A 13,905-nucleotide genomic window follows, 5' to 3' on the forward strand; every position below is an offset into this window, starting at 1 on the left:
CTTTGTTTTCAAACATAAAAACTAACAGAATGAAACGTTTATTTAACAGCAAGTCTGTCCTTTTTCTTTTGTTATTACTGGTTTCTTCCGGTATCTACGCCCAGACATCCGACTCACACGAACGCGACTGGCGCACGGATCGTCAGAAGGTAAAGATCATTTCCTACAACATCATGAACGGATTCAGCGATGGTGCGGACAAAGATCGTATCGCCCGTTTTACCGCCTGGGTCAAGGAAGAATCGCCCGATGTATTGGCATTGAACGAACTTTGTGGCTTCACCGAAGTCAAACTGAAAGAGTTGGCTGCCGGATATGGTCATCCGTATGCCGCCATCGTAAAGGAGAACGGTTATCCGGTCGGCCTTACATCTAAAACCCCGATCCAGGTAATCGACCGGAAAATAGAGGGTTACGGACATGGCTTGTTGCATTGCAAAGTACTCGGTATGGACTTTCTGGTGACGCACCTGAACCCGTCCGATCGCCTGAAACGTAAGCAGGAAGCAGACAATATTGTCAACTACATAGCCGATAACCAGCTTACCGACTGTCTGCTGATGGGAGATATGAATGCCCATTCCCCTTTCGATGCTTCCTGGACAGACGAACATCTGGAGAATTATGCTGTAATATCAACTTTCATGGCTGCCTCGCTGCACGATATTTGCTATATGTTCACCGCTGACGCTCAACGTTATTCGTTCCCAACACGTATATTGGCCAGTTCTCCGAAAGGGGATGCCTTGCGCCGTCAGCAGGAACGTATCGACTTTATCTTTGTAACCGACAGCCTGCGTTCCAACTGTATAGATGCTCAAATCTATAATGGCCCCGATAACGATTACCTTTCCGATCATTACCCGGTTGGCATCAGTATGTTTATTCCGAAAGAATAATCGGAAGAAAATAATTGTTCCTGCTTGCTGCGTCAACTGCCGTAAAGCAGGAATATATCCGTTGAATATAAAACTGTGTAAAGGTGACGCCGTACTTTTTGTATAGCGTCACCTTTCTTTATTTGTCTCCTTTGCATAATATCAGCGTTACAACTAAGCCGATTTGTTAGTATATTTAAGCCTCAAATACCTCATAGTTAAACATTTTCTTCCTATATTTTCATCCTGTAACATTTACTTTACTAAAAAGTAAGGCATACCTTTCGTTTTTGCAACTATTGCCTTACTCTTATGTAATGCTCCTCTTTCATAATTAAAATACCTGAGAAAAGCCAATAATTGTCCTATGCTTCGAACTTAGTATTCCTGACGAAAATGCTTAGTTGTTTTGATCTTCCTGAAAAGAGGTTCTGAAGATGGTCGGTGATGTAGAAGTAGAAAGAGTGAGTTCTCTGTAAGGTATAGATATATAGTTTGTTACGATCTGATGATTGTCTTTGATAACAAGTATAACGGAAATTATAGATATAAATATAAGGTACGCGTGTACATTATTATATATAGCATAAGATTAAATAGGATAAAAGTAGCAAATAGCATGAAATATATGGATTAAGTATCCAAAAGGTAGTGACTAGGAAAAACGACCGTTTATTCTCGTCAACAAAAGTAGCTATAAGTTTTGAAACTCCAATTCTTTTTCATAAAAAAATCTCTTTTGTATCTTCTTTCTTATCAACAGGATAGCAAACTTAGTACGAAATTCTTCCTTTTAGCTACAAACAGAGTTACCCTCCCAAAGAATGACGAGAATAAACGGTCGTTTTTCCTAGTCACTCCTAATTAGTTTAGTGTCTGTAAACGATTGAACAAGAACTATTTCATTAACACTATTATTAATATTAAAATTTAGATTTATGAACAAAAAGTTTTCTACTTTGGTAGCTGGCGTCCTGCTGGCGACAAGTATTGGAACTGTAAATGCTGCTCCTAGCTATGCTAAGTATGCTACTGCATCAACTACGTATGCAAAAGCAATCAAGGCTGGTACTTATTATCAGCTTTCGACTGGTACTGCAGGAGAAGTGGTTGCAATGGTTCCAGTTACTGGTGGTACTTATAAACTGCAGACTGTTACTACGGCAGATGCAGTTGATGCTCGTTACACTTTATGGACTATTGATGTACAGGGAAATGCTACAGACGGTTATCGTTATGCATTCATTAACTTGGGAACCAGATCTGTTTTGGCTGTTAATCCGGCAACTGCATTGAAAGCGCTAAATGCATCAGCTTCTGCTACAACAGTTGGTGGTGATGTGGCTTTATGGAAATGGCAGGATGCTTATAATCCTGTAAGTGGTTTTGCTAAGAATGGTGAAAAGGAATTGACCTCTGTTTTCGGTGCAAAGAATGACTCTATTGTAACTTGGGTAAAAGGAACTAATGAAGTTTATGCATTGAAATATGCATTGAATAATCCGGTAACTGTTACTGGACAATTAAAAGCTGTTCCTGTTAATCCGGAAGCTATCGTTTTAGGTGTAGATGACCTGAACTCTATGCTTTGGGCTAATACAGAAGCTGGAAAATTGAAACTGACATTTGATAAAGATGTTGAGGGTGGTAATCCTGCAGCAATTAACTTGTTTACTAAACAAGAATATAAAGCTGTAGCGCCGGTAGGTTTCCCTGCTAATTTCACTGCACCTGCAACTCCGGGTAAGGATGAATTGACAGGTAATGCAAGCTTGTTAGCAAAGTATAACGAGTTATCTAATACAGAGTACGCTTATCTGGAAGCCGTCGTAATTGAAGAGTTCGCGAAATCTATTAAAGCTTTAATGCCTGAAGCTACATTTACGGCTGATCATAAGGCGGTATGGGATACTTATCAAGCTATTGCTACTGCAGCTAATGCTGGAAATTATAATCAAAAAACGGCAAAGACCGAAATTGAGACAATTATAAATAATGCAACAGTAACAGGGGTTGATGCTGCGAAAGTCTCAGCGGTGAAAGCTGTATTAAATACAATACTGTATTCTCATCCGGCAGTAGCTTATGATATTACAATATCTGGCTATACATCTGCTTCTGTAGGCTTGGCTAGAGCCTTAGAAGAACTGGATAAAATTGTAAAAGGAACTACTCTTGATGGTGTTTCAGCTGTAGTAGCTACTTATACAACAGCAAAAACAGCAGCAGAAACTGCTTTAATGGCTAAAACTCCGGTTGTTTATGACGAATTTAAGACTGCAGCTATGTCAGATGGTTGGGTTTCTTTGAAGGCTAATGACGAAACTGCAGATGCTTCAAAGATGACTTATCTGGCTGTTGATACAAACTTCGTTACAAGTCAGGCTGGTAACAAACATCTTGCTTTTGCTATAAAGAATTTTAAAGATCAGAAAATTCATAATACTTTGGATCGCACTCGTAATGACTTGAATGGTCGTTTCAACTTCCAGTTTGTATGGCATCCGTCTTCTGACTCAATCGTGATTCGTACAGCAGGTTTTGCAAAGAAACAAGAGGATACAAAGTATTGGACTCAGATGACTTCAGCTTCAAATCCTCAGGACTTAGGAATTTGGAAAGCTAATGCTGCTGCATTGGAAACTACTAATGGCACAGCCGTAGATATTGATGCAAGTCATCTGCCTTTCGAACAAAACTTGATTAAGATTGCTGTTTTGGCTGACAATCACCGTGAAGTAACAGTAGGAAGCTCTGAATACAAAGCTGGTGCAACTCCTATTTCAACTATCAATACGAAGATAACTATCAACGGTTCTTCTAAATATGTAAGAACTACTTTGCCTTCAGGCGTTTACTTCTTTAACTTAGCTTCTAATGTGAAGAAAGTTTTGAATGGTAAATACTTGGTTGCAAGCTTCTGCGGTAGCGATTTAGAATATACAACAGAAGAACAAGCTCAGCTTTACGGACAGGCTCAGGACTTCGGACACATGCCTCGTACTCAGTGGGTTGTTGAACAGAATCCTGGTTTAGCTGGTGAACAGACTGTAAATATCTATAACCGTGAATTCCCTGCTCAGAATGTAAAGAATGTTCAGTTGTATAAAGGTGCTGATGCAAGTCAGATCTTCGCTCAGTACGGAATCTTTACAGGTGTAGTTGGTACAGATACTTTGGCATGGGTTAAGGCAGATGTTAAGAAACCGGTAGCCGGAGTTCTTACTAACAAATATCTGGGATATAATGTAGTGGAACAGGATGATCTTTCAAGAAAATCATTCATCATGGATTACTTCAACGGTATTCAGATCGGTCACTATGTAAATGTAAACAAAACTACTGCTGATACAACTGTATATGTAGACCTGAAAGGTGAAAAAGTAACTTTGGAACTTGTTCCGGTTCAGGATAAAGATCAGAAGTTCGGTTATGAAGGTACTGCTGCTCCTCAGTTGTATAACAGAGCTTATGCAATCCGTGTATACGATAGCTCTAAGCTGGTTAACGATAACAAGTTCATCGTAGAAGATCCTGACAATGAAGCATCTTACGCTATTTCTCCTGTAGAAGTAAAAGATGCAGCTCATTTCTATCTGAAAGAAAACAACCAGTTGATCTCAGAAGAAGGTGACACAACTTGCTATTATGCTTTGGTTGGTGGTAACACTAATGCTTACAACCGTGTAGGTGTGCGTGATGCTTCTCAGAGATTCTCCATTGAAGGTGCTTGTTCAGAAGAACGTATTGCAACATTCGCTTTGAAAGAAAGTGATACTCCTCTGTATCGTCGTCTGGGTGTTTCTAATCCTGAAGATGGTCTGAAAGATATGGATGTTAACAAGTATGCTAAGATCTATAGAGTAAACAGCACAGCTAAAGAATATCTGTATGAAGATGCTTATAGCGTTTATTCTAAGGAAAAAGGAATCAACTTCCTGGGCGTAGAAGGTAAGGGTGACAACAAACTGTCTGCTCTGTATGTAGATACTGCTTATGTACGTAATGAGACTAAGATGCCTCAGTATATGTTTGCTGTGGACGTAACAGAAGTTCCTGCTGGTATGCTGTGTCCTGATAATCCAGAACATAATACAGATGAATATATTGCTAACCACGGTGATTGCGGTCACAAGGTTCCTTCTCAGGGTTATAAGATCGGTCGTTATTTAGTTAATGCACAGGATTCTGTACAGTTGGCTGCTAACGGTAAAGATTATATCTGGAATGAAAAGTATACTCGTCTGTCATTCACATGGGCAAAACATATCGGTGATACTTTGATCGTAATGCGTCATGGTAAAGATATGAACTTGGCTTCTTATGCAGTTGCTGCAGACTCTATCTTCCTGGGTGACAACAAACATAACATGGCAACATGGACTTTGGATGCTGATCCTAGCAAGAACACGAAGGGTGACTCTATCAACGCTGCTCACGAATATGGTATCAAGAATGCAGTATTCGCATTGCGTCTGGTTGATGACAAACCTGCATGTGACTTCCTGATCGAATCAGTTGGTGACAAACCTATTCCTTCTGACGGTAAGGGTGGTTGGATCAAGATCCAGAATGGCGTTCCTGTAATTGCAAAAGCTGCAAACTACAACGAAGCTATCCTCGATACTGAAATCTTCAACATCGAACCGACTGAAGAAGTAGCAACATCTAACGATGCTATCACTGCTGGTGAAGTTTCTGTAGTTGCCGGTAACGGTAAAGTTACTATTAAGGGTGCTGCAGGTAAGACTGTTACAATCAGCAACATCTTAGGTCAGGCTATTGCTAACACAGTTCTTTCTTCTGACAATGCAGAAATCGCTGCTCCTGCTGGTGTAGTTGTAGTTGCTGTTGAAGGTGAAGCTGCTGTTAAAGCAATCGTTAAATAAGAAATAATGAAATAATTCTAAAATTACCGCTACGCGGTTGTCTGGTATAGACGTTGCTTGCAGCGTCTATACTCCAACCAATTACCCCGTGACGGGCGAACAGGTAGCCGTATTAATACTAAAGTAATAAAATAAAGTTCATCTGTCGGTACCTTTGTGAAGAGGGAATGCAGATAAAAAACAAACCCCGATAGATCATTCTACCGGGGTTTCGTTTGTAAATAAAGGTACCTTTATTTATTTTGCTTTGCTTTTTCGGCCAGGTGTTCAACGCGGTCGGCCACATATTCTGCCTGGTTGATGCCTTTGTCGACCGCATCTTTGAATTTCTTTTTTGTTCTGTCAGCCAATTCACTCATGTCATCATGAATACATTTGAATTTGCCGTCGTCCTCCATTTTGCGAAGCACATAGCCGATTGCAATACCTGCAGCGATACCTATTAATACATTCTTCATAACTACTACATTTTTAAATGATTCTACTTGGTTTCTTTATATATGAAACATCGTGTCGGGATGTATTGTTTTTGATTCAAAAGTAAAAAAGAAGCAAGAGAACTTAAAAACAACGTTTCCCCGCTTCTTTCCTCTGAAAGTAGAAGGGAAACGCTAAAGTTAGGAAGAAGGTTTGGTTTAAATTCTTAGTGTTTTCAAAATAAGGAATAAAGTGTGTTTCATGTCTGGTGCAAATGTAGGGCGGCCACGTTACAGTGTTGCTTCATACGCGATACAGTTTTATTAAATAATGCCGGAATAATCCCTTACTGATATTGTTTGCTGATTGAAATACTGTATTTTTGCAGAAAAACATTTAGAAATCAAAAAACAACAAGATGGCACAATACAAACGAATTCTTCTGAAACTAAGTGGTGAGTCGCTGATGGGAGGGAAACAATACGGTATCGACGAAGTTCGTCTGAACGAGTATGCAACACAAATTAAGGAAATTGCCGAAATGGGTGTACAGATCGGAATTGTGATCGGTGGCGGTAATATCTTTCGTGGTCTGAGCGGCGCATCCAAAGGATTCGACCGCGTGAAAGGAGACCAGATGGGAATGCTGGCAACGGTTATCAATAGCCTTGCATTGAGTTCTGCGCTGGTAGCACAAGGCGTGAAGGCAAAGGTGCTGACTGCCATTCGTATGGAACCGATCGGTGAGTTTTATAATAAATGGCGTGCCATCGAACTATTGGAACAAGGTAATGTTGTAATCATGTCCGGCGGTACGGGTAATCCGTTCTTTACAACCGATACCGGTTCTTCCCTGCGAGGGATCGAGATCGAAGCCGATGTGATGCTGAAAGGTACCCGCGTAGATGGCATCTATACAGCCGATCCGGAGAAAGATCCTACGGCAACCAAATTTTCAGATATCACTTATGATGAAATATACACTCGTGGCCTGAAGGTAATGGATTTGACGGCCACTACAATGTGTAAAGAAAATAACTTGCCGATCATTGTCTTCGATATGGATACCAACGGTAACCTGAAAAAGGTGATGAGCGGGGAAAATATCGGAACATTGGTGCATAACTAGTTCTTTATTCTGTTTAACAGACAATTGGCCTCTTTCTTCATTATGGAGAAAGAGGTTTTTTTATATGCGGATGTGAGGTATGGTACAATTGTTATCGAGTTTATGACATTTGTGATAGTCTTTTCAGAGGATATTATTCTATTTTTGTACTTTAAGTCAATGTAAAAATAAATCAGAAGATAATACATGAAAAAACAATCTTGTGTGGCATTGGTATGCCTTGGCTTTTTATTCCTTCCCATTTCAGAAAGTTTCAGGTTCGATATAGAAATGTTGAACTGGGTAAAAGGCGAGGTGGATTATGCGACAACGATATATTGGTATGGAGATTATGATGCCGAGGCGATAAATACTTCAAGATTGAAAGAAATTACCGACTACAAGCTTCCTGAATAATTTTATCTATCTTTGCCTTAGAGTTTAAACCTATTCATAACAGCCATGAGACACGCCATTTATCTGTTTATTACTGTTTTCTTTTCTTTATTGCTGATGGGTTGTAATGCCCCGAAAAAAGAAAAGAAGTATGTGATCGGTCTCTCGCAATGTATGCTCGACGATGCATGGCGGCAGGCGATGGTGAAAGAAATGCAGATCGAAGCTTCCAATTACGACAATATAGAAATCATAGTCAAGGATGCGAACAGCAATAACAATACACAGATCCGGCAGATAAAAGAACTGATCAAAGACAAGGTGGATGTACTGATTATCTCTCCTTTTCAATCGAACCCTATCACAGAAGTAGCGGAAGAGGCTTATAAGGCCGGTATTCCGACCATTATTACCGACAGGAAAGTGAATACGGATATGTATACGACGTTCGTCGGTGCCGATAATTATACGATCGGATATGCTGCCGGCAGTTATGCTGCAAGATATCTTCCTCCTTCGGCTTCAATTCTTGAAATATGGGGATTGTCGAGCTCTTCTCCGGCACAGGAACGCCACCAGGGATTTATAGATGCTTTGGTGAAGCGGTCCGACTTAAGTTTCCGTAAAGTAGAAGGAGAATGGGTGTATGATACGGCCAAAGTTCGTTTAAAGGAGTTGGAATGGCCGTTCAAAGTAGATTTTGTCTATTCCCACAATGATATGATGGCTATCGCCGCCCGCGAATATTTCGTGGAAAAGGGGCCGGAATGGGCGGAAGAGTTACCGATTATTGGAGTGGATGCGGTGGCGGGAGCCGGACTTGAAGCCGTGGCCGACGGGCGTATCAATGTCTCTTTCCTTTATCCTACCGGAGGCGAACAGGTGATCCGCGCTGCAATGAAGATACTGAACGGGGAACCGGTTGATAAGTATATCCCTTTGCAAACCGGAGAGATCGATAAGATCAGCGCCCGCACTCTCTTGATACAATCGGCCCGCCTTCAGAATTACCAAAGAAGGATCGAGCAACAGCGTACGAATCTCGATACGTTGCTGAATCGTTTTAATTTCCTGCAAGACTCTTTTCTGATTATCTCAATCCTGATGATCGGCTTCGTCCTTCTTTCTATCTATACCTTTCTGATTAACTTTAAATTGAAGAAGACCAATCACGAACTGCGCGAAATCAACCGGAAGGAGGAAGAACAACGTGAAAAACTTATTCAACTGAACGCCGAGATAAAGGAAGTGACAGCACAGAAACTACAATTCTTCACGAATATCTCCCACGAGGTCCGTACTCCGCTGACCCTGATCCTCGGTCCCTTGGATAAGTTATTGAAACTGATGCATGACTCCCCTTATCTGCGTGACCTGCAATTGATGCAAAAGAATGCAGAGCATTTGCTGCGGGTCATCAATCAAATACTTGATTTCCGGAAAGTAGAAAATAAGCAGGAGAAACTGAAGATACGCAATACGGATCTTGTCGCTTTCATCCGTGAGATCAAATCTTATTTTGAAAGTATGGCTACCGTGCGCCATATTAATTTCACTTTTACTGCCGACCGGAAGGAATGTCTCCTCTGGTTTGATCCGGTAATGATGGAGAAAGTCTTGATCAACCTGCTTTCCAATGCCTTTAAATTCACATCTGAAAATGGAATGATCCGTATAAACCTGACCGAAATCGATAATAAAATACAGTTATCGGTGGAAGACGATGGTTGCGGTATCAAACAGGAAAATATACCTTATCTTTTCACTCGCTTTTATACGGAAAATACAGCTGTTGGAACCGGAATAGGACTCCATCTGGTGAAAGAATATGTCGACATGCATCATGGAACGATCACTGTCGACAGTACTCCGGGTGTTAAAACCGTTTTTATCCTGACTCTGTTGAAAGGAAAGGAGCATTTCACGGATGGTTATGTAACCGAACTGCCTATTTCACCTTTGGCGTATGATGCATCCCGGCTGGATGACTCTACCGAGAAAGAGCTGTTGGCTGTCAAATATCCTTATACCATTCTTATCACGGAAGATGATGAAGAAGTGAGAACATACCTGAAAGAAGAATTGCAGGACAACTTTGAGATATTGCTTGCTGCCAACGGAAAGGAAGCGTTGGAGGTTTTGGCTACCGAAGAAGTGTCGCTGGTGTTGAGTGATGTGATGATGCCTGAAATGAACGGTTTCGACCTGTGCCGCCATATCAAGACAAATCTATCGACCAGCCATATCCCAATCGTTTTGTTGACCGCCCTTTCCGACGAGCGTCAGCGCAACTTCGGATTGTCGGGAGGTGCGGATGAATATATCCAGAAGCCTTTCCGGATCAATTTCATCAAGCTGAAGATCATCCGTATCCTGGAAGAGCGTAAACGCTTACGCGAGCAATTGCTTGAAAAGCTGCAAAAAGGGAAGTTGCTGCTTACCGAACCGGAAAAGGTGAAGAACATGGATGATGTTTTTCTGAATAACTTTATTAAATGTATAGAAGAAGTCTATGCAGATACAGAATATAACGTCGAGAAACTGAGCGATACGCTCGGCCTGTCCCGCGGACATCTTCACCGGAAAATAAAAGAACTGACCGGAACGACGCCTGTCGAATTCCTTCGTAATTATCGTCTGAGTAAAGCGGCCGCCCTGTTGAAGCAAAAGCAATATACAGTAAGCGAGATTGCTTATCAGACAGGTTTCTCTTCACCGGCTTACTTCTCCAAATGCTTTAAGCTTGTGTACGATGTTACTCCTACCGAGTATCAGTAACGCTATATCATTAGATGATATTTTGTAACGATGGCCTTCATAGCGTTATGAAAGGTGTCTTCATAGTGTTATGAAAGATGGTTTCATAGTGTTGTGAAAGCTGCCTTCATAACAAATGTCTCCTCTCTATCACATTTGTCGCATCAATGCCTTAAATCTTTCTCCATGTGACATTTCTTATACGTTTAGATGAATATTTTATCACCTGTTATTTGCATTAGGAATACTTTTGCTTTCACCAAATCATTGTTAAACTAATAATTTAAGATTAATGAAAGCATTAAAACTACGTAAATGGTGCGTATGGATAACGATGTTATTTATGGCGCAAACTTTGTTAGCCCAGCAAGTTTCTATTAATGGAACTGTTATTTCGGGAACTGATAACTATCCCGTAATAGGAGCTTCCGTTATTGAAAAAGGAACTACGAATGGTATCATTACCGATATGGACGGTAATTTCTCTCTTTCGGTAGCCAAAGGCGCTACTCTTCAAATCAGTTACATGGGATATATTACACAGGAAATACCGGTAAACGAGAATAAGAAGCTGAATGTAGTCCTGAAAGAGGATGTTCAGGCATTGGGCGACGTGGTGGTGACCGGTTACTCTTCACAGAAAAAAGCCGACCTGACAGGTGCTGTTTCGGTTGTAAAAATGGATGATATAAAGAATATAAACACCAGTAATGCTGTTCAGTCATTGCAGGGACGTGTTCCGGGACTTCATGTAACCAATACCGGTCAGCCTAACGGTGATGTGGATGTCAAGATACGTGGCGTCTCTACGTTGGGAAACAGCAAGCCTCTTTATATTATCGACGGTATTCCAAGCACCCGTTCTATGAATGAGATAGCGACATCCGATATCGAATCTATCCAGGTATTGAAGGATGCTTCCGCAGCTACTATCTATGGATCGCGTGCAGCAAACGGTGTGATCATTGTAACGACAAAGAAAGGAAAAGCGGGTGGAACGCATGTGGATTTCAGAGCTTCTCTGACTGCCCAGCAGTGGCAGCGCTCAGTGGATCTGTTAAATACTGAAGAGTACGGGCTTGTGAATTTCCGTGCCAAAGTAAATGACGGTTCAGTACTGAACTCAACGACATTAGCCGACGGATCGGCTAATAAGGGTATGAATCCTTATACATATATGTATGATGTTGCCTGGAATGGTGGCATACCGACTTTAAACAAAATGATCCTTCCTGAATATCTGGATGTAGCGGGCGATCCTGTGATGCGTGCTGGAGACACAGATTGGGTAAAGGAAATCAGCCGTACCGGTTTTATTCAGAATTATAATGTGACGGTAACTTCGGGAAATGAAAAAGGACGTGCTTTGTTCTCTGCCGACTATTACGGAAACGACGGTACCGTGAAAGGTACTTATTTCGACCGTATCACGGCACGTATCAATAGTGACTATAAGTTGTTCAACGACCGGGTAGTGATAGGAGAGAACTTGTCTCTGTCTAAAACACGCTGTTCTACGTTGGATGGCAAAGGTCTGCAGGAAAATGCAAAGAATATCCAGTCTATCGTACCGGTTCATTCGTTGGACGGTGGTTGGGGAGGCCCGGCAAGTAATATGAGCGACCGTCAGAATCCGGTTCGCCTGATTGAAGATAACAAACAAAATCACGAAGATGTGTTCCGCCTTTTCGGGGATGTGAACCTGAGTGTTGATATATTGAAAGGTTTGACATTCCGTTCTAAATTCGGTATCGATTATACCGGATGGTGGAAACGCGATATGCAAAAGACTTATCAGTCCGGTTTCATGTCGGATAAGACAGCCCGTTTGAATACATATACAAACTATGGTGGAAACTGGGTATTGAGTAATACCTTACAATATAAAGTAGATTTAGGTAAGAGTAACTTCGATATATTGGTCGGTCAGGAAATGATGAAATACAGACTTGAAGATATGTCGGCCGGTCGTGACGGCTTCCTGCTGGAAAATGAAGATTATATGTATCTGTCGGTTGGTGACGGTAACTTGCGTAATGCCGGTGGAGCTACTTCTTACGCTCTTTCTTCTTTCTTCGGAAAAGTGAATTACAGCTATGATAACAGATATCTGGCATCTGTAACGGTACGTCGTGACGGTTCTTCCCGTTTTGGTGCTAACAACCGTTGGGGTACTTTCCCTGCATTCTCTTTGGGATGGCGTATCAGTGAAGAAGGTTTTTTCGAAGGAGCTAAAAATATTGTTTCAGACTTGAAGCTTCGTTACGGTTGGGGTAAAACAGGTAACCAGGAAATCGATAACTATGCCTCTTATGGTCTGTATCAGGCTCGTTATTATACAGATCCTACCTGGGAACGTGACCAAGGTACTGCTTATGATATCACCGGAGCAGGACAAGGTCAGTTATCTTCCGGCTTCATCCGCACACAGCGTGTTAACCCGGATCTGAAATGGGAAGCAACTACTCAGAATAATGCAGGTATCGACTTCGGTGTGTTTAACCAGATGTTTACCGGATCTATCGATTATTTCTATAAGAAAACAGATGATATCCTGGTTAAACCTCCTTATATCGCAACAATAGGCTTTGGCGGTGATCGTTGGGTGAACGGTGCAAGCATGGAGAACAGCGGATTTGAATTTATGCTGACTTATAACCAAAAAGTAGGTGAAGTAGACTTGAATATCACTGGTAACATTGCCAGCTATCGTAATAAGATCACCAAATTGCCGGAAGATGTAATCAATTCTTATCCGGGTAATGGCAATGACCAGACTATTCTTGGACGTCCCTGGAAATCTCTCTTCGGTTATGTGGCTGACGGGATCTTCCAGAACGAACAGGAAGTGACAGATCACGTAGAGCAACCGGGTAAAGGTGTTGGCCGTATCCGCTATAAAGACTTGAATGATGATGGTAAGATCAATGATGAAGACCGTACCTGGTTAGGCGTAGAAGACCCGAAGTTCTTGTATGGTTTGAATGTGAATGCCGGTTGGAAGAATTTTGATTTCTCTATGTTCTGGAATGGACAGGTCGGTTCCCATGCCAATAACGGTCAGAAAACATTTACTGATTTCTTTGGACTTTTCGGAGGACAGAATTACGGAAGACGTCTGGTGGATGCATGGAGTCCGGATAATACAAGCTCAACCATTCCGGCTGCTTCATCAAATAATGTAAATGATGAAGGACGTTTCTCCACCTATTTCGTGGAAAATACTTCTTTCCTGAAATTAGCAAATATTGAAATCGGTTACCGTCTGCCGGATCATATACTGAAAGCTGCACACATGGAAAGCGCACGTATCTATCTGTCCGGTCAGAATCTGCTGACAATTAAGAAAGGCTGGGGCGATAATGCCTTTACGGGGGCAGATCCGGAAACTCCGAACTTTGCTTATCCAGTTCCGAGAGCCTTTACTTTTGGTATCAATGTTTCATTCTAATAAATCCGA

The 13,905-nt window shown here is 41.5% G+C and carries 7 protein-coding genes; 6 read left to right on the top strand and 1 reads right to left on the bottom strand.

Annotated features, from left to right (window positions below):
- The first annotated feature begins 29 nt into the window (after positions 1-29).
- Positions 30-899, top strand: a complete 870-nt coding sequence (locus QZ076_RS01085; RefSeq protein WP_293709535.1) for an endonuclease/exonuclease/phosphatase family protein — start codon at positions 30-32, stop codon at positions 897-899.
- Positions 900-1,816: 917 nt separating this feature from the next.
- A complete protein-coding gene (locus QZ076_RS01090; protein WP_293709536.1) occupies positions 1,817-5,767 on the top strand; it encodes a DUF6383 domain-containing protein in 3,951 nt (1,316 codons plus the stop codon).
- A 233-nt stretch (positions 5,768-6,000) separates the two neighbouring features.
- Here the strand turns inward: QZ076_RS01090 and QZ076_RS01095 are convergent, their stop codons facing one another.
- Positions 6,001-6,225 carry a hypothetical protein gene (locus QZ076_RS01095; protein ID WP_075559246.1) on the bottom strand — a complete coding sequence of 75 codons (225 nt, stop codon included), beginning with the start codon at positions 6,223-6,225 and terminating at the stop codon, positions 6,001-6,003.
- A gap of 377 nt (positions 6,226-6,602) precedes the next feature.
- On the opposite strand from QZ076_RS01095, the gene pyrH reads away from it, so the two are divergent.
- From pyrH to QZ076_RS01115, 4 genes are all read left to right on the top strand, one after another.
- Complete coding sequence (gene pyrH / locus QZ076_RS01100) at positions 6,603-7,313, top strand: UMP kinase (RefSeq protein ID WP_122361228.1); 711 nt, start codon at positions 6,603-6,605, stop codon at positions 7,311-7,313.
- Between the two features lie 186 nt (positions 7,314-7,499).
- Positions 7,500-7,709 (top strand): hypothetical protein, encoded by a 210-nt coding sequence (locus tag QZ076_RS01105; protein WP_293709537.1) that lies wholly within the window; start codon positions 7,500-7,502, stop codon positions 7,707-7,709.
- Between the two features lie 45 nt (positions 7,710-7,754).
- On the top strand, positions 7,755-10,466 hold the full coding sequence (locus tag QZ076_RS01110) for a substrate-binding domain-containing protein (protein WP_293709538.1): 2,712 nt from the start codon (positions 7,755-7,757) through the stop codon (positions 10,464-10,466).
- A gap of 271 nt (positions 10,467-10,737) precedes the next feature.
- Positions 10,738-13,896 carry a TonB-dependent receptor gene (locus QZ076_RS01115; protein ID WP_293709539.1) on the top strand — a complete coding sequence of 1,053 codons (3,159 nt, stop codon included), beginning with the start codon at positions 10,738-10,740 and terminating at the stop codon, positions 13,894-13,896.
- Positions 13,897-13,905: the final 9 nt, after the last annotated feature.

This window comes from uncultured Parabacteroides sp., assembly GCF_905196875.1.
In the GTDB taxonomy this organism is placed as follows: domain Bacteria; phylum Bacteroidota; class Bacteroidia; order Bacteroidales; family Tannerellaceae; genus Parabacteroides.

What these genes read in the sequence shown, in the direction of transcription:
- QZ076_RS01105 (WP_293709537.1), top strand. Translation starts at nt 7,500, where the DNA reads ATGAAAAAACAATCTTGTGTGGCATTGGTATGCCTTGGCTTTTTATTC.
- QZ076_RS01110 (WP_293709538.1), top strand. Translation starts at nt 7,755, where the DNA reads ATGAGACACGCCATTTATCTGTTTATTACTGTTTTCTTTTCTTTATTG.
- QZ076_RS01090 (WP_293709536.1), top strand. Translation starts at nt 1,817, where the DNA reads ATGAACAAAAAGTTTTCTACTTTGGTAGCTGGCGTCCTGCTGGCGACA.
- QZ076_RS01095 (WP_075559246.1), bottom strand. Translation starts at nt 6,225, where the DNA reads ATGAAGAATGTATTAATAGGTATCGCTGCAGGTATTGCAATCGGCTAT.
- QZ076_RS01085 (WP_293709535.1), top strand. Translation starts at nt 30, where the DNA reads ATGAAACGTTTATTTAACAGCAAGTCTGTCCTTTTTCTTTTGTTATTA.
- pyrH (WP_122361228.1), top strand. Translation starts at nt 6,603, where the DNA reads ATGGCACAATACAAACGAATTCTTCTGAAACTAAGTGGTGAGTCGCTG.
- QZ076_RS01115 (WP_293709539.1), top strand. Translation starts at nt 10,738, where the DNA reads ATGAAAGCATTAAAACTACGTAAATGGTGCGTATGGATAACGATGTTA.